This is a genomic window from Blastococcus sp. PRF04-17 (assembly GCF_023016265.1).
GTDB lineage: Bacteria > Actinomycetota > Actinomycetes > Mycobacteriales > Geodermatophilaceae > Blastococcus_B.
Map to the genome: position 1 here is coordinate 1,220,584 of NZ_CP095412.1, position 16,138 is coordinate 1,236,721.

The 16,138-nt window shown below is 73.9% G+C and carries 17 protein-coding genes; 7 read left to right on the top strand and 10 right to left on the bottom strand.

All coding sequences use genetic code 11. The features are described from left to right. Positions 1-32 precede the first annotated feature (32 nt). From MVA48_RS06130 to MVA48_RS06150, 5 genes are read right to left on the bottom strand one after another with little or no spacing between them, the layout of a single operon-like run. The gene (locus tag MVA48_RS06130; protein ID WP_246986879.1) at positions 33-308 is read right to left on the bottom strand and encodes a hypothetical protein; all 276 of its coding nucleotides are present in this window, start codon (positions 306-308) and stop codon (positions 33-35) included. Continuing rightward, positions 260-3,481: a DNA polymerase III subunit alpha gene (locus MVA48_RS06135; protein ID WP_371821222.1), complete on the bottom strand. Its 3,222-nt coding sequence runs from the start codon at positions 3,479-3,481 to the stop codon at positions 260-262. The genes MVA48_RS06130 and MVA48_RS06135 overlap by 49 nt, the downstream gene beginning before the upstream one ends. Then, complete coding sequence (locus MVA48_RS06140) at positions 3,364-3,765, bottom strand: PHP domain-containing protein (RefSeq protein ID WP_246986881.1); 402 nt, start codon at positions 3,763-3,765, stop codon at positions 3,364-3,366. The genes MVA48_RS06135 and MVA48_RS06140 overlap by 118 nt, the downstream gene beginning before the upstream one ends. Then, on the bottom strand, positions 3,762-4,226 hold the full coding sequence (locus MVA48_RS06145) for an SAV_6107 family HEPN domain-containing protein (protein ID WP_246986883.1): 465 nt from the start codon (positions 4,224-4,226) through the stop codon (positions 3,762-3,764). The genes MVA48_RS06140 and MVA48_RS06145 overlap by 4 nt, the downstream gene beginning before the upstream one ends. Continuing rightward, a complete protein-coding gene (locus MVA48_RS06150) occupies positions 4,226-4,576 on the bottom strand; it encodes a DUF6504 family protein (protein ID WP_246986885.1) in 351 nt (116 codons plus the stop codon). Before MVA48_RS06150 ends, MVA48_RS06145 begins: the two co-directional genes overlap by 1 nt. Before the next feature lie 201 nt (positions 4,577-4,777). On the opposite strand from MVA48_RS06150, the gene MVA48_RS06155 reads away from it, so the two are divergent. Genes MVA48_RS06155 through MVA48_RS06180 form a run of 6 tightly spaced genes read left to right on the top strand, consistent with a single transcriptional unit; the run spans position 4,778 to position 10,090 of the window. Continuing rightward, the gene (locus tag MVA48_RS06155) at positions 4,778-5,272 is read left to right on the top strand and encodes a YbaK/EbsC family protein (RefSeq protein ID WP_246986887.1); all 495 of its coding nucleotides are present in this window, start codon (positions 4,778-4,780) and stop codon (positions 5,270-5,272) included. A 10-nt stretch (positions 5,273-5,282) separates the two neighbouring features. After that, entirely contained in the window at positions 5,283-5,885 is a 603-nt protein-coding gene (locus MVA48_RS06160) for a GNAT family N-acetyltransferase (RefSeq protein WP_246986895.1), read from the top strand. 2 nt (positions 5,886-5,887) lie between these two features. After that, complete coding sequence (locus MVA48_RS06165; RefSeq protein ID WP_246986897.1) at positions 5,888-7,531, top strand: phytoene desaturase family protein; 1,644 nt, start codon at positions 5,888-5,890, stop codon at positions 7,529-7,531. Further along, positions 7,528-8,325 carry a carotenoid biosynthesis protein gene (locus tag MVA48_RS06170; RefSeq protein ID WP_246986899.1) on the top strand — a complete coding sequence of 266 codons (798 nt, stop codon included), beginning with the start codon at positions 7,528-7,530 and terminating at the stop codon, positions 8,323-8,325. The genes MVA48_RS06165 and MVA48_RS06170 overlap by 4 nt, the downstream gene beginning before the upstream one ends. Continuing rightward, positions 8,322-9,464, top strand: a complete 1,143-nt coding sequence (locus MVA48_RS06175; protein WP_246986902.1) for a glycosyltransferase — start codon at positions 8,322-8,324, stop codon at positions 9,462-9,464. Before MVA48_RS06170 ends, MVA48_RS06175 begins: the two co-directional genes overlap by 4 nt. Further along, positions 9,461-10,090 carry a flavin reductase family protein gene (locus MVA48_RS06180; protein WP_246986904.1) on the top strand — a complete coding sequence of 210 codons (630 nt, stop codon included), beginning with the start codon at positions 9,461-9,463 and terminating at the stop codon, positions 10,088-10,090. Before MVA48_RS06175 ends, MVA48_RS06180 begins: the two co-directional genes overlap by 4 nt. Positions 10,091-10,219: 129 nt before the next feature. Here the strand turns inward: MVA48_RS06180 and MVA48_RS06185 are convergent, their stop codons facing one another. Together MVA48_RS06185 and MVA48_RS06190 are read right to left on the bottom strand one after the other, a co-directional pair. Beyond that, complete coding sequence (locus tag MVA48_RS06185) at positions 10,220-11,194, bottom strand: carbohydrate kinase family protein (protein WP_246986906.1); 975 nt, start codon at positions 11,192-11,194, stop codon at positions 10,220-10,222. A 141-nt stretch (positions 11,195-11,335) separates the two neighbouring features. After that, positions 11,336-11,989, bottom strand: coding sequence for a CDP-alcohol phosphatidyltransferase family protein (locus MVA48_RS06190; RefSeq protein WP_246989105.1), 654 nt, complete (start codon positions 11,987-11,989; stop codon positions 11,336-11,338). Positions 11,990-12,026: 37 nt separating this feature from the next. Between MVA48_RS06190 and MVA48_RS06195 the strand changes: the two genes are divergently transcribed. Continuing rightward, positions 12,027-12,827, top strand: a complete 801-nt coding sequence (locus tag MVA48_RS06195; protein ID WP_246986908.1) for a lipase family alpha/beta hydrolase — start codon at positions 12,027-12,029, stop codon at positions 12,825-12,827. On the opposite strand, the gene MVA48_RS06200 is transcribed toward MVA48_RS06195, so the two are convergent. Genes MVA48_RS06200 through MVA48_RS06210 form a run of 3 tightly spaced genes read right to left on the bottom strand, consistent with a single transcriptional unit; the run spans position 12,817 to position 16,120 of the window. Continuing rightward, entirely contained in the window at positions 12,817-15,225 is a 2,409-nt protein-coding gene (locus tag MVA48_RS06200; RefSeq protein ID WP_246986910.1) for an ATP-binding cassette domain-containing protein, read from the bottom strand. The genes MVA48_RS06195 and MVA48_RS06200 overlap by 11 nt on opposite strands. Further along, positions 15,222-15,632, bottom strand: a complete 411-nt coding sequence (locus MVA48_RS06205; RefSeq protein ID WP_246986912.1) for a VOC family protein — start codon at positions 15,630-15,632, stop codon at positions 15,222-15,224. Before MVA48_RS06205 ends, MVA48_RS06200 begins: the two co-directional genes overlap by 4 nt. 5 nt (positions 15,633-15,637) lie before the next feature. Then, positions 15,638-16,120 carry a helix-turn-helix transcriptional regulator gene (locus MVA48_RS06210; protein WP_246986914.1) on the bottom strand — a complete coding sequence of 161 codons (483 nt, stop codon included), beginning with the start codon at positions 16,118-16,120 and terminating at the stop codon, positions 15,638-15,640. Positions 16,121-16,138: the final 18 nt, after the last annotated feature.

Genomic DNA, 16,138 nt, shown 5'->3' on the forward strand with positions numbered 1-16,138 from the left:
CCTGCGAGCGGTGGGGGGCAGGGGGTCCTTTTTCAATGTCCCGAGCTGCCAGGGCTGGAGTGCCAGAGCTTGCGCGGAGCGCCGGCCTCCCGGCGCAGGCGCGTCATCGTGTCCTCGCCGGCCGGCTTGATGTCGGCGTAGGGCGACATGCGGAAGCCGGTGGGGTGCACGAGCACGGGTCGCACCACGACCGGGCGGGAGCCGTGCGACGCCGCGGCGCCCGCGATCGCCTGGTCGGTGTACTCCCCCGGCGCCGCCATCAGGTCCCGGACGCCGTCGAGCCCGTCGGCCTCCCACGCCTCGTGCAACGCCGGCAGCTCCCAGGCACCGGTGGCCCGCAGCGACACCCCGCGGGGGCCGGTGCGGCGCAGCACCCCCGGATGACCAGCAGCCACGAGTGGAAGACCGTCGCCGCGTAGGGACCCTGCGCGTCCTCGAAGAAGGTCGAGTCGGTGCAGCCGGTGCCGTCGTCGAGGGTCACGAACACCACCCGCCGGCCCGACCGGATGGGCGGGGTCTGCGTCGCCACCTTGACCCCGGCGACCAGCACCTCGGCTCCGCTGCGGCAGCCGAGCAGCTGCCCGGCCGGGACGGCGCCGAGCGCGGAGAGGAACTGCCGGTAGAAGTCGACGACGTGCCGGCTGGCGTCCAGGCCCAGGACCTCCAGCTCGGCCCGCACCAGCTCGGAGTCGGTGAACTCGGGCAGCCCGCTGCCTTCCGCCCAGCTGGGTCCCGTTTCTTCAGGAGAATCCTCGGGGAGTTCCAATCCCATCAGGTCGAGGCTGAGCTGCCCCGACGAGCTGGCCCGGGCCCCGCTGCGGCTCCACCGGTCCAGCTCGCTGATCTGCAGCAGCAGATCGCGCCGGGTGACCTGTTTGCGGCGATGGGTCGGCCGGAGCGACTCCCGGTCACGCACCCCGAAGCCGTAGAGGGAGTCGAACCCCCCGGCCAGCACCAGCCGCTCCACCACCGGACGGGACACCGACGCCCGGTGCCAGAAATCCGTCAGTGACCGATACGGCTGCCCCGTCACGATGCGGGCGACCTCGTCCTCGGAGATGCCCTTCACATCGGCCAGCGCCAGCCGGATCCCGTAGCGCGAGGGATCGCCCATCGTCACCGGCATCCACTCCGGCCGCGACCATCTCTCGACCTCCACCTCAGCGTCAGCCTCGGTGGCCGGCTCCACCCGCTCGACCCGGTAGGTGCCGGTGGAGGCGTTGACGTCCAGACCGAGCACCCGGACGCCGAAGTTGCGGGCGTCGTCGAGGATCAGCCGCTTGGGGTACATGCCCGGGTCGTGGGTGAGCACCCCGGCGAGGAAGGCCGCGGGATGGTGCGCCTTGAGCCACGCGGACTGATAGGTGGGCAGCGCGAACGCCGCCGCGTGCGCCTTGCAGAAGCCGAAGGACCCGAACGCGGCGAGCACCGACCAGACCTGCTCGGCCACCTCCACCGGGTAGCCGGCCGCCAGCACCTGCGGCACGAACCAGGCCCGCACCTCGGGATGGGCGTCCTTCTCCCCCAGCGCGCGCCGCACCTCGTCGGCCTCGGCCAGGGTGCAGCCGGTCATCCGCGCCACGATCTGCAGCACCTGCTCGTGGAAGACGACCACGCCGGCGGTCTCCTCGAGCGCGAACTCGAGGTCCGGGTGGGGGTAGACGGTCTCCCGCCAGCCGTTCCGGGCCATCAGGAACGGGGTGACCATGTCGCTCTTCACCGGCCCGGGCCGGAACAGCGAGATGTCGATGACGATGTCCTCGAACGTCTGGGGCCCGAACTTGCCGACCAGCTCGCGCTGCCCGGGTGACTCGATCTGGAACATGCCGAGCGTGCGGGTCGAGCGGATCAGCTCGAACGTCGTCGGGTCGTCGCGCGGGATCGCGTCGATGTCGACCGTCTCGCCGTCGACCCGCTCGATCTCGTCGAGCGCGTGCGCGATCGCCGACTGCATGCGGATGCCCAGCAGGTCGAGCTTGAGCAGGCCGAGCTCCTCGACGTCGTCCTTGTCGAACTGGCTCATCGGATAACCGAGGTAGCTGTTCTCGACCGGGGTGCGGTCCAGCAGCGTGGCGTCGGAGAGCAGCACCCCGCACGGATGCAGCGCGATGTGCCGGGGCAGCCCGTCGAGGCGGGCGACGAGGTCGAACAGCAGGTCGAGGTCGCCGGTGCCGCCGGCGCGCTTGGACCCGTACCGGCTGGCCCGCAGCTCCGGCAGGTCCTTGAGCGCGGCGTGCACCTGGTTGGCCCGGATGTGCGGGAACGCCTTGGCGACGGCGTCGATCTCCGCGGGCGGCAGGCCGAGCGCGGCGCCGACGTCCCGGATGGCGTGCCGCACCCGGTAGGTGTCCATCATCGAGATGCAGCTGACCCGGTCGGCGCCGAACCGGTCGATCACCGCGTCGTAGACCTCCATGCGCCGGGCCGACTCCACGTCGATGTCGATGTCGGGCAGTTGGTGGCGCAGCGGGGAGAGGAACCGCTCCATCAGCAACCCGCAGCGGATCGGGTCCACGTCGGAGATGCCCAGCAGGTAGGTGACCAGGCTGCCGGCACCGGACCCCCGCGCGGCCGCCCGGACCCTCAAGCTCTTGATGAGGTCGACCACGTCGGCGACGGTGAGGAAGTAGGACGGGTAGCCGAGGGAGTCGATGACGGCGAGCTCCTCGTCGAGCCGCTGCCGCACCCGCTCGGACGGCGGCATGCCCCGGCGGCCCATGCCCGCCTCGCACCGCGCCCGCAGCACCTGCGAGGGGCTCATCCCCCGCTCGGCCGGCGTGGTGACGACGTCCAGCTCGGGATACCGCACGCTGCCGATGCCGAGGTCCTCCCGGATGTCGACGGCGCACTGCTCGGCCAGCCGGGCGGTGCGCTCGAGCAGCCGCACGGCAGCGTCCCGGTCGGGACCGGCGAGCTCCTCGGCCACGGCGGCCATCTCCTTGCCCGACTTCAGATAGCCCTCGGCGGTGCGCCGGTCGACGTGCCGGGCGTCGAGGGCGACCAGCCGGCGGGACGCGTCCAGGACGTCGGCGGTCGGCGCGTCCAGGGCGTCGACGTACCGGACGGCGTTGCTGAGCACGACCGGCACCCCCTGCTCGGCCGCGAACCGCAGCATCGCCTGCGCCCGCTGACGGTCGCCCCGCGCCCGGTGGTGCACCAGTTCGAGCACCAGCCGGTCGGACCCGAACGCCGCGCGCCAGGAGCCCAGGTGTGCCACCGCGAGGTCGGTCCGGCCGGCGAGCAGCGCCCGGCCCACCGGCGAGTCGGGGCCGAGCAGCGCGGTGAGCCCGGAGGAGTGCTCGGCGGCCATGGCCACCGAGCTCACCGGTTCGCCACGGGTGCCGCGCAGGTGGGTGGCGCTGGTCAGCCGGCACAGCGACCGCCAGCCGGCGCCGTCGCGGGCGAGGAAGGTGACCCGCGGCAGGCGCGGATCGACGCTCGCCCCGCCCCGGGCCGGGCTCCGCCGGGGCGGGGCCTGCAGCCGCGGCGGCCGGACCCCTCCCCCACCGGACGGGCGAGTGGCGGGGCCAGCGCGGTGTCCGCCGCCGGGGCCACGGCGAGGTCGACCCCGAAGATGGGACGCACCCCGGCCGACCGGCAGGCGAGCGCGAACTTCACCGTGCCGTACAGCCCGTCGCGGTCGGTCAGTGCCAGCGCCGACATGCCGTGCTCGGCCGCCCGCGCCACGAGGTCGGCGGGGTGGTTGGCCCCGAACTGCATGGAGTAGCCGGACGCGACGTGCAGGTGGACGAAGGGGTCATTCACCTCTGCTGGGACTTCGGGCGGCGGAACGGGGACCGGGGCGGCTCGACGGCGGGTGCGGTGGCGAGGAAGTTCTCCACCACGACGAGGAACGCCCCGACGTCGCGGACCAGGTCGTCGGCTTCGCGCTCGGTGACCGCGCGGGAGAGGCCGGCCTCGGCCGCGGCCCGCTTCGCGGCGCCTGCGGCGAAGAAAGTGGCCCACTCCCCCAGTTCGGGCGCGACCTGACCGAGCAGCACCCATGCGCTGCGCGGGCGGCGGCGGGCCGGTTCGGGCCGGGTGCGGGCGGCCAGCACGCCGGCCGCCGCACGCAGCGCACCCAGATGTGCGGTGGCGTACCGCTGCCGTGGATCGGTGTGCCCGGTCGCCTCGCGGAGGGCGCGGTGGGCCTGGTCGAGCAGCTGGGTGGCGGCGGCGGGCAGCGCCGGGGGCAGGGGCAACTGCACGGCTCGGAGGGCGCCCATCAGTCGTGCACCCGGACGAGCCACCAGCGGTTGGCAGCGGCGTCCCAGGACAGGTCGTAGACCCCGGCGAAGCTGGTCCGGGAGCGGCCGGCGCGCACCGCCTCGACCCGCCAGACCTCCTGGGTGGCGACGAGGTCGGCCGACGCTCCCCCGAAATCCGTCCCTCCGAAGGCCGACGCTCCCCTCCGGGAGGACCGCCACCAGGGAGCGGTCTCGACCCAGGAGTCGAGCAGCTCCCCCACCAGGTACCGGGACTGTCCGCGCCAGAACTGGACCGGTCCCAGCGGGCCCCGCTCGACCTGCACCTCCTCGCCGACCTGGTCAGCGACCTCACCGAGCACCCGGCTCATGACAGACTCCCCACCTCTCGCCCCGTCCCGCACCCCGGCCGGACCACCGCTCCGGGCGGGGAAGGGCCGAGGAGCGGTGGTGGACCGGACATCATTCGAACGCTTGTTCGAACGATGTTCAGTAGACCGGACCGTGGAAGAGGCGTCAAGCGCAATCAGGTGGTGGCGCGCCGCCCAGCCGCCGGTGGCAGGATCCGGGGCATGACCTCGTCGGCACATCCTCGGGTCGCCGAGGTCATGCGCCTGCTGCGGGCATCGGGCGCCGCCGGCGAGGTGCGCCACCTCCCCGACAGCGCCCGCACCGCCGCAGCCGCCGCCGCGCAGCTGGGCGTGGCGGTCGGCGCCATCGCCAACAGCCTGGTCTTCGACGTCGACGGTGATCCGCTGCTCGTCCTCACCAGCGGTGCCCACCGGGTCGACGAGGCGCGCGTGGCGGAGCTGCTCGGCGTCCCGGCCATCAGCCGCGCGACGCCGGAGTTCGTGCGGCAGCACACCGGCCAGCCCATCGGCGGCGTGGCCCCCGTCGGCCATCCCGAACCGATCCGCACCCTCGTTGACATCGAGCTGGCCCGCCACGAGCAGGTGTGGGCGGCGGCGGGACATCCGCACACCGTGTTCCCCACCACCTACGACGAGCTGCTGGTCCTGACCGGCGGAACGCCCGCCGCGGTCGCCGCGGAGGCGGCAGCACGATGACGGGCACCCCATGACGAACACGAAGCCCTCCACCCGCGTGATCGAGCTGCCCACCCCGTGGCTGCGCGATCACATGCACGAGGCGCTGACCATCTACGGCCTGGCCATGGGCTACGACTCCGCCGTCGTCGCCGGCCGCTACGGCTACGCCATCCAGCACACCGAGCGCCCCGGCTTCCGGGCGGTCGGCGCCTTCGCCGAGACCGGGATGGGCGGGGGCGAGCCGGCGGAGGTGCTGGTCGGCTTCGGCTACGGCTACGTGATCGCGCCCGGTCAGTGGTGGCACGACCAGGTCCGCGCCGCCCTCGACCGCCGGACGGCGAAGAAGTGGCTCCCCGGCGCGTTCGAGGTCTGCGAGCTGCACGTGCATCCCGATCACCAGAGCCAGGGGCTGGGCCGCCGGCTGCTGCACGCGCTGCTCGCCGACCTGCCGCATCCGGCGGCGCTGCTGTCCACCCCCGACGCCGACACGAAGGCCTTCCGGCTGTACCACGCCGACGGGTTCGTCGACCTCGCCCGCGGCTACCACTTCCCCGGCGACTCGCGCCCGTTCGCGATCCTGGGCACGCGGCTGCCGCTGCATCCACGTGGTCCGGTCCCGGCGAACAGCTGAGCGTGAGCGTCTCCCCTCCCCCTGACCGGCAGGTCGACGTCGTCGTCGTGGGCGCCGGGCACAACGGCCTGGTCGCCGCCTGCTACCTCGCCCGCGCCGGCCTCCGCGTCGAGGTGGTCGAACGGGACGAGGTGCTGGGCGGAGCGGTCTCGACGGTCGAGCGCTGGCCCGGTGTGCGGGTCGACCGCGGCTCCAGCGCGCACGTGATCGTGCGCCACAGCGGCATCGTCGAGGAGCTCGACCTCGCCGCGCACGGCCTGCGCTACATCGACTGCGACCCGTGGGGCTTCGCACCGGCGCCGTCCCCCGGCGACCCCGGACCGGACGGCCGGCCGCTGGTGTTCTCCCGCGACCTGGCGGCCACCTGTGCGTCGATCGCCGCCGCCTGCGGTCGCGACGACGCCGCGGCCTACCGCCGGTTCGTCGAGGTGTGGACGCCGCGCAGCCGGGCCGTCGTCGCCGCCTTCGGCCGGCGACCCGACGTCCGGGGCCTCCTCCGTTCCTTCTGGCCCCTCGGCGCGCAGGGCCGTCCCCGGACGCCGGGCGGCGACCTCGCGGTCGACTTCCTGAGCTCCGGCGACGCCCTGCTCGACCGCTGGTTCGGCTCCGAGCGGCTCAAGGCCGCGCTGGCCTGGTTCGGCGCCCAGTCGGGCCCGCCCATGTCCGAGCCGGGCACCGCCGCGATGGTCGGGTGGGTCGCGCTGCTGCACGACGTCCCTCCCGGTCATCCGGTCGGCGGCTCGGGCGGCCTCACCGCCGCGCTGCGCCGCCGGCTGGAGGCCGACGGCGGCCGGGTGACGCTCGGGGACGGCGCCGCGCGGCTGCTGACCGAGGGTGGCCGGGTGACCGGCGTGGAGACCGCGTCGGGACGGCGGATCGCGGCGGACGCTGTCGTCGCCGCCTGCCACGTCGGGGTGACCAGACAGCTCGCGGGAGCCGCCGCGCCGCTCGCACTGGCCGACGCCGATCCGCCGCTGGGGAACGGCTTCGGTCTCGTGGTCCGGGCGCTCACCGACGCCCCGCCGTCCTACCCGGGCGTGCCGGAGGACATCTCGTCGTCCGGGCTCCAGCTCCTCTGCACCGACCGCGCCGACCTGGCCGCCGCTCACGGCGACTGGGGCGCGGGCCGGCTGCCGCGCACACCCGTGCCGCTCGCGATGTGCTTCTCGGAGAGCGACGAGACCCTCGCCCCGGCCGGCTCGCACGTCGTCACGATCTGGGGCCAGTGGTACCCGTACGCGCTGGCCGACGGCGGCGACTGGGACGACCTGGCCGAGAAGGAGGCGCGGCGGCTCGTCGAGGCGGTCGACCGGTTCGCGCCCGGCTTCGCCGACTCGGTACAGCGACTGTACGTACAGACCCCGCTCGAGCTGGAACGCGAACTGTCCCTCCCGCGTGGCAACGTCATGCACGTGGAGATGGGTCTGGCCAGCATGTTCGCCCTGCGGCCGACGCCGGCGCTGTCGGGTTACACGGTGCCGGGCCTGCGCGGGCTCTACCTCGCCGGTGCCTCGACGCATCCGGGCGGCGGGGTGTCGGGCAACTCGGGGCGGACCGCGGCCCGCGTCCTGCTGGCCGACCGGCGGCGCGTGCCCCGCTCGGTCCGGAGCCTGCGGGGCGCGCTGGCCCGCGCGGTGTCCCGGTGACGTCCCTCGCCGCTCGGGGCGCACCCCCGCTGTCGGTGCGCGCGGCCGCGCCGCTGGTCCTCGCCGTCCTGCTGGTGCTCACCGCGATCGCCTATCCCCTGACCAGCGGGGGCGCGCGGGACGCGGTGAGCTGGACGATCGTGGTCCTCGGCGCGGCCCTGTCGGTCGTGCACGCCGCCGCGGGCCACGGCCTCCGCACCGCGGCCGCCGTGACGGCGCTGGTCGGCGGCACCGCGGTCGCGTTCGAGGCGGTGGGTCTGGCGACGGGCGTCCCCTACGGGAGCTACACCTACAGCGAGGCCCTGGGCCCGACCCTGCTCGGGGTTCCGCTCCTGGTCCCCCTGGCCTGGCTGATGATGGCCTGGCCGAGCTGGGTCGTGGCCGGGTTGCTCGCCTCCCGGACCGTCCCGCGGGTGCTGGTGGCGACGGCGCTGTTCGCCGGCTGGGACGTGGTGCTCGACCCCCAGATGGTCCAGGCCGGCTACTGGACGTGGGCGCATCCCACCCCGGGCCTGCCCGGCATCGCGACCGTGCCGCTCACCAACCTGGCCGGCTGGCTGCTGGCCGGCGGCGTGCTCATGACGCTGCTCGACCGACTGGTCACCCGCACCGTCGTGGCCGACGCCCCCCGGGTGGGCCCGGCCGCTCCGCTGCTCGCGCTGGGCTGGATGACCCTGGGGGGCGCGCTCGCCCATGCCGGCTGGCTCGGGCTGCCCGGGTCGGCGGCGTGGGGTGCCGCCCTCTTCCTGCCGGTGTTCGCGCTCCTGGCCGCGCGTCGGTGGCGCACCCGGTGAGCGGGGCGCTGGTCCGGTCCATGGCCGGGCTCTCGGTGGCCGGCGCGCTGCACGCCGGTGTGAACATGGCCCTGCTCCGCCGTCCGCCGGCCGATCCCCCGCCGGTCGAGCGGCCGGTGACGGTGGTCGTGCCGGCCAGGGACGAGGAGGCGCAGATCGGGGGCTGCCTCGCCGCACTGCTCGACCAGCGGGGAGTGCCCGAGCTGCGGATCGTCGTGGTGGACGACGGCTCGACCGACGGCACCGCCGACGTCGTGCGCGCCGTCCACGACCGACGGGTCCGACTGATCGCCGCTCCGCCCCTGCCGCCGGACTGGCGGGGCAAGCCGCACGCCTGCGCCACCGGCGCCTCGCCACCGCGCTCGGACGACGAGGTCCTGGTCTTCGTGGACGCCGACGTGCGGCTGTTCCCCGACGCGATCGCCGCCGCGGTCGCCGTCCTGGACCGGCACGGCCTGGACCTGGTCTCCCCGTGGCCGCGACCACTGGCGGAGGGCATCGCCGAGCGCCTGGTGCAGCCGCTGGCCCCGTGGCTGTGGGCGACCACCCTGCCGGTGCGCCTGGCCGAGCGCTCGCGGCGGCCCTCGCTCGCCGCCGCCAACGGGCAGTTCCTCGTGCTCACCCGACGCGGGTACGACCGGGCCGGTGGGCACGCCGCCGTCCGCGGCGAGGTGCTGGAGGACATCGCGCTGCTGCGCGCGGTCAAGCGGTCCGGTGGGCGCGGCGTCCCGATCGACGGCTCCCGGCTGGCCGCCTGCCGCATGTACGACGGTTGGCCCGCCGTGCGGGAGGGCTACGCCAAGTCGCTGTGGGCCGCGGTCGGTGGGCGGCCGGCTGCGAGCGCGGCCGCGGCGGCCGCGCTGACGGCGGTCTGGGTGCTGCCCGCCCTCGCCGCGGTGCGCGGCTCGCGGGCCGGCCTCGTGGGCTGGGCGGCCGGTGCCGCCGGGCGCGCCGTCGTCGCAGCGACGACCGGCGGGCGCTGGTGGCCGGACGCGCTGGCGCACCCCCTGTCGGTCCTCGTGCTGGACGGGCTGATGGTCCGGTCGATCGTCGGCCACCGGCGCGGCACGCTCACCTGGCGGGGGCGGGAACTGGCCGCGACGGGCGCCGGGACCCGATCGGCGACGATGCACGCGTGACCGACGACGACATCACCGCCCGCGTGCACTTCGACCCGGCCGAGATGGAGCGGGGCCCCTTCTACCGGGTCCTCAACTCCGTCGTCGTCCCCCGGCCCATCGGCTGGGTCGCCACCCGGTCGGCCGAGGGCGTGGTGAACCTGGCACCCCACTCCTTCTACACGGTCGCCTGCGTGGACCCGCCGGTCGTCCAGTTCACCTCGGTCGGCCGCAAGGACTCCCTCCGCAACGTCGAGGCGACCGGTGAGTTCACCGTCAGCCTCACGCCCGAGGCGCTGTTCGAGCAGGTCAACGCGACCGCGACCGACTTCCCCGCCGGGATGAGCGAGGCCGAGCACGTGGGCGTGCGCCTGGAGCCCAGCCAGAAGGTCGCCGTCCCCCGGGTCGCGGAGTCGCCGGTGGCGGTCGAGTGCACGCTGCACTCCACGATCCGCCTCGGCGACAGCACCGTCGTCTTCGGCCGGGTCGTGATGGTCAGCGCCTGGGCGAGCGCGGTCGCCGACGGTCGCCCCCGCATCGAGGCCCTGCAGCCCCTTGCCCGGCTCGGTGGCAACGAGTGGTCCACCATCGGCGAGGTGAAGGAGATCCGCCGGATCCCTTACCAGGAGTGGCTGAAGGAGGAATAGCGCACCCGTCGCGGGCCGGAGGCTCCTGACGGGGACGCTCGGACTCGCTCGTCCCAGCCGGGGAACGGCTCCTGGCTGCGGTGTCGTCCGGAGGACGACCATGTCACCGCGGTGTCGGCCGCAGGCCGACTAGGGGAGATGAGGGGCGACCTCGTCGGCGGCGTCCTGCCCGAAGGCCTCGGCGAAGCGGCCGAGGAAGCTCTCCTTGGGCAGGTCGTACTCCTGCGTGCCGATGACCTCGACCGCCGCCGTGGCGACGGCGGAGCCCAGCTGCGTGGCCCGCTCCAGGCTCAGCCCCCACATCCGGCCGGCGATGAACCCCGCGCGCAGGGCGTCGCCGCCACCGGTCGGCTCGACCGGCTTGGTCTCGGGGACGGCGATCACCGAGATCGGCTCGGCGTCGGCCTGGCGGACGAGGATCCCGTCGGCGGCGCGGGTGGTGACCCAGGTGCCGACGCGGGAGAGAACCTCGTCGGCGTCCCAGCCGGTCTTCTGCTGCAGCAGGTGCGACTCGTACTCGTTGGTGAACAGCAGGTCCGCACCGTCGACCAGGCGGCGGATCATGTCGCCGTCGGCCCAGGCCAGTTGCTGGCTGGGGTCAGCGGCGAACGGGAAGCCGCGCTGACGGCACTCCTCGGTGTGCCGGACCATCGCGGTCGGGTCGTTGGGGCCGACCACGACCAGGTCCGGCTCCCCCACTCGCTGGACGACGGGGCCGAGCTCGATGTTGCCGGCCTCGCTCATGGCGCCCGAGTAGAACGACGCGATCTGGTTGTTCGAGGCGTCCGTGGTGCACACGAAGCGCGCGGTGTGCTTGAACTCCGACCAGTGCACGCTGTCGGTGTCGACGCCGTGGCGGCGCAGCCAGGACTCGTACTCGGAGAAGTCGTTGCCGACGGCCCCCACGAGCACCGGCCCGAGGCCGAGCAGCCCGAGGCCGTAGGCCATGTTGGCTCCGGCGCCGCCCCGGTGCTGGACCAGGTCGTCGACGAGGAAGGAGAGGGAGACGTTCTCCATCTGGCCCTCGACGAACTGCTCCGTGAACTTCCCGGGGAAGGTCATCAGATGATCTGTGGCGATGGAGCCGGTGACGACGACGGGCACGGGGTGGCTCCCTCTGTGGCTGAAACTCGGCGGATCCGGCCGCTCGATGTCGGATGCCCTGCCGCACGGCGGAGCACCGGCCCAGCTTAGGAGCCATCCCCCCGGCCGCCCAATCCGCGCCGGAGGCCGAGGCGTCCGACGTCAGTCGGTGAGCTTCCGCCCCAGGGACACCGCCAGTTGCGCGACGCCGATGACGCCGAGCAGCACGCCGACCGCCGCGCCGGCCGTGACCGCCTCTGCGGCCCATCCGGCGGACGACACCACGCCCGCGCCGCCGAGGGTCATGCCGGTCATCGCGACCCGCGTCGGGCGCTCCCACACCGACAGCGCCCCGGTCTCCGACACCCCCGCCTGGCCCGCTCTGGCACGGAGGTAGTCGGGCAGCCAGCAGGACGCGCCGAAGGCCACGGCCAGCCACCCGGGGGCACCGGCGACCCACAGCGCGGCCGCGAACGCGGCCTCGCTGAGCCGGTCGACGACGGAGTCGAGCACGTATCCCCGTCGGGACGCCCGTCCCGTGCCGATCGCCAACGCCCCGTCGAGCGAGTCGAGCAGCGCGGACACCCCCACGAGCACGCCCGCGACGACCAGCCAGCCACCCCCGACGGCGGCCGGCCAGACGGCTCCGCACGCGACCGCGAGCCCGAGCGCCGTGGCGACGACCGGCGGCAGGCCGGCCATCGGACGGGCGAGCGCGTGCGCCAGCGTGAGCCACCCGCGCACCAGCGGGCTGCTGGTGTCCGCGCCGCCGTGCCAGCGCGACCAGGCGGCGAGGTACTCCTCCCGGCTCAGCATCGGCACGGGCCCAGCATCCACCAGGGACAGTGGGTGCGTGCTGCCCGGTCTGTCCCCCGCCCGACGGCGCGTCGTCCTGGCGCTGCTCGCCCTGCTCGTGCTCGCCTCGACGGTGCTCACCGTCGTCCTGGTGTCCCGGCCGGGCACCACCGCCGAGCCGGTCGAGCAGGCCCGCCCCGGGCCGGTCCTGCTGGTGCCCGGCTACGGCGGCGGGACCGGCTCGCTGCAGGCGCTGGCCGCCGAACTCAGGGTCCACGGCCGCGACGCGACGATCGTCGCCCTGCCCGGGAGCGGCACGGGCGACCTCCGCGCGTCGGCCGACGTCCTGGGCGTCGCCGCAGCCGCGGCGCTGGACCGGACCGGTGAGGACACCGTCGACGTCGTCGGCTACTCCGCCGGTGGCCTGATCGCCCGCCTCTGGGTGGCGGAGGGCAACGCCGATCGGGTCCGCCGGGTCCTCACCCTGGGTTCTCCGCACCACGGGACGTCGCTGGCCGACCTCGCCGGCAGCCTGGCGCCCGACCAGTGCCCCGAGGGCTGCCGGCAGATGGCCTCCGGCAGTGACCTGCTCGCCGAGCTGAACGCGGGCGACGAGACGCCGGAGGGCCCGACCTGGGTGTCGATCTGGACGACGCAGGACGAGACGGTCACCCCGCCCGACTCGGCCCGCCTCGACGGCGCGCTGAAGCTGCCCGTGCAATCGGTGTGCGCGGACGCCCGGATCGGGCACGGCGAGCTGCCGCGCAGCCCGCTCGTGCACCAGATGGTCCTCGCGCTGCTGGCCGCGGGGGACCCGGTCGAGCTGGGCCCCGCGGACTGCGGCCGCCTCAGCGGCTGACGTAGCCCGCGAGGTGCTGGCCGGTCAGCGTGGAGCGGGCGGCGACGAGGTCGGCCGGGGTTCCCTCGAAGACGATCCGGCCACCGTCGTGCCCCGCGCCCGGCCCGAGGTCGATGATCCAGTCGGCGTGCGCCATAACCGCCTGGTGGTGCTCGATCACGATCACCGACTTGCCGCCGTCGACCAGCCGGTCGAGCAGGCCGAGCAGGTTCTCGACGTCGGCCAGGTGCAGGCCGGTGGTCGGCTCGTCGAGGACGTAGACGTCACCCTTCTCGGCCATCTGCGCGGCCAGCTTGATCCGCTGCCGCTCGCCCCCGGACAGCGTGCTGAGCGGCTGGCCGAGGGTGATGTAGCCGAGCCCGACGTCGGCGAGCCGGTCGAGGATGGTGTGCGCGGCCGGCGTCCGCGCCTCGCCGGTGCCGAAGAACTCCTCCGCCTCCGTCACCGGCATGGCGAGCACCTCGGCGATGTTGCGGCCGCCCAGGGTGTACTCGAGCACCGACGCCTGGAACCGCCTGCCCTCGCACGTCTCGCAGACCGACTCGACGGTGGCCATGACGCCCAGCTCGGTGAAGATGACGCCCGCGCCGTTGCAGGCGGGGCAGGCACCCTCGGAGTTGGAGCTGAACAGCGCCGGCTTCACGCCGTTGGCCTTCGCGAACGCCTTGCGGATCGGGTCGAGCAGTCCGGTGTAGGTGGCCGGGTTGCTGCGCCGCGAGCCGCGGATCGCGCCCTGGTCGACCAGCACGACGCCGTCCCGGCCCTCGACCGAACCCTGGATCAGGGAGCTCTTGCCCGACCCGGCCACGCCGGTGAGGACGACGAGGACGCCGAGCGGGATGTCGACGTCGACGCCCTGCAGGTTGTGGGTGCTCGCGCCGCGTACCTCCAGCGCGCCGGTCGACGCGCGCACCGACTCCTTGACCCGGGTCCGGTCGTCGAGGTGCCGGCCGGTGACCGTGTCGCTGGCCCGCAGCCCGTCGACGGTGCCCTCGAACACGACCTCACCGCCGCCGGTGCCCGCACCGGGCCCGAGGTCGACGACGTGGTCGCCGATGGCGATCGTCTCGGGCTTGTGCTCCACGACGAGCACGGTGTTGCCCTTGTCCCGCAGTTGCAGCAGCAGGTCGTTCATCCGCGCGATGTCGTGCGGGTGCAACCCGATGGTGGGCTCGTCGAAGACGTAGGTCACGTCGGTGAGCGACGAGCCGAGGTGCCGGATCATCTTCGTGCGCTGGGCCTCGCCGCCCGACAGCGTGCCGGCCGGCCGGTCGAGAGAGAGGTAGCCGAGACCGATCTCCTTGAACGAGTCGAGCAGGTGCTGCAGCCCGGCCAGCAGGGGGGCGACCGTCCCCCACGGGGGACTACCGCCATGATCCCCGTGGGCGGTGCCCCCAGGCTCGTCGAGTCCCCGGACCCAGTCGGCCAGGTCGCTGATCTGCATGGCGCAGACGTCGGCGATGTTCCTGCCGCCGATCTTCGACGAGCGGGCTTCCGTCGACAGGCGCGTGCCGTCGCACTCGGGGCAGGTCGTGAAGGTCACGACCCGCTCGACGAAGCGGCGGACGTGCGGCTGCATCGACTCGACGTCCTTGGAGAGCATGGACTTCTGGACCTTCGGGATCACACCCTCGTAGGTCAGGTTGATGCCCTCGACCTTGATCTTGGTCGGCTCCTTGTAGAGAAGGTCGGCCATCTCCTTCTTGCTGTACTTCCCGATCGGCTTGTCCAGGTCCAGGCCGATGCCCTGGAACAGCCGGCCGTACCACCCGTCCATGCTGTAGCCGGGCACCATGAGGCCGCCCTCGTTGAGCGACTTCGACTCGTCGTAGAGCGCGGTGAGGTCGAAGTCGTTGAGCGAGCCCATGCCCTCGCACTTCGGGCACATGCCGCCCTGGTAAACGGCCTCCCGGACGACGTTCTTCTCGACCCGGCCGCCCTTCTCGGTGCTCATGACGCCGCTGGCCTTGCGCGTCGGCACGTTGAACGCGAAGGCGGTCGGCGGGCCGATGTAGGGCTTGCCCAGGCGGCTGAACAGGATCCGCAGCATCGCGTTCGCGTCGGTGGCGGTGCCGACGGTGGAGCGCGGGTTGGCGCCCATCCGCTCCTGGTTGACGATGATCGCCGTCGTCAGCCCCTCGAGCAGGTCGACCTCGGGGCGGGACAGGGACGGCATGAAGCCCTGCAGGAAGGCGCTGTAGGTCTCGTTGATCAGCCGCTGGGACTCGGCGGCGATCGTGTCGAACACGAGCGAGCTCTTGCCAGAGCCGGAGACACCGGTGAACACGGTCAGCCGGCGCTTGGGGATCTCGACGCTGACGTCCTTGAGGTTGTTCACCCGCGCCCCGATCACGCGGATCAGGTCGTGGCTGTCAGCGGGGTGCCGAGGTTGGCTCACGGCTGCTCCTGGATGCGGATCATGTTGCCCGCGGGGTCGCGGAAGGCGGCGTCGCGGACGCCGTAGGGCTGATCGGCCGGCTCCTGCACGACCTCGGCGCCGCCGGCGACGATCCGCTCGAAGGCGCCGTCGAGGTCGGGGGTGGCCAGGTTGACGCCGAAGAAGCTGCCCTTGGCCATCAGCTCCCCGATGGTGCGCTTCTCGTCGTCGGTGAGGCCGGGCGTGGCCGCCGGCGGGTGCAGCACGATGGCCGTGTCGGGCTGGCCGGCCGGGCCGACGGTGATCCAGCGCATGCCGCCGTAGCCCACGTCGAGGCGCACCTCGAAACCCAGGACGTCGCGGAAGAACGCCAGGGACGCGTCCGGGTCGGTGTGCGGGAGGAAGCTCGAGTGGATGGTGATGTCCATGCCGGTCACGCTAGGAGCGGCTCGGGGGCCGGGGCTTCTCGATTCCTGACCGGGTTCCGGGGCCTGACCGGTCGGGTGACCTGCTTGGCCACGCACGCCGGCATGCCCGCCGTGGCCCGCCCGGCCGTCGAGAGCGCCGACTCCCGGCGGTAGGCGCTCGGCGGCACCCCGACCAGCTCGGTGAAACGGGTGCTGAACGTGCCCAGGGACGAGCAGCCGACGGCGAAGCAGACCTCGGTGACGCTGAGGTCGCCGCCGCGCAGCAGGGCCATCGCCCGCTCGATGCGCCGGGTCATCAGGTAGCTGTAGGGCGACTCGCCGAACGCGGCGCGGAACTCCCGGCTCAGATGACCGGCGGACATGTGCGCGCCACGGGCGAGCGCCGCGACGTCGAGGGGCTGGGCGTACTCGCGGTCGATCCGGTCGCGGACCCGGCGCAGCCGCGCGAGGGCGCGCAGGCGCTCCTCATCGACGGATCTGCTGGTCACCTGCCGGATCGTGCCGGA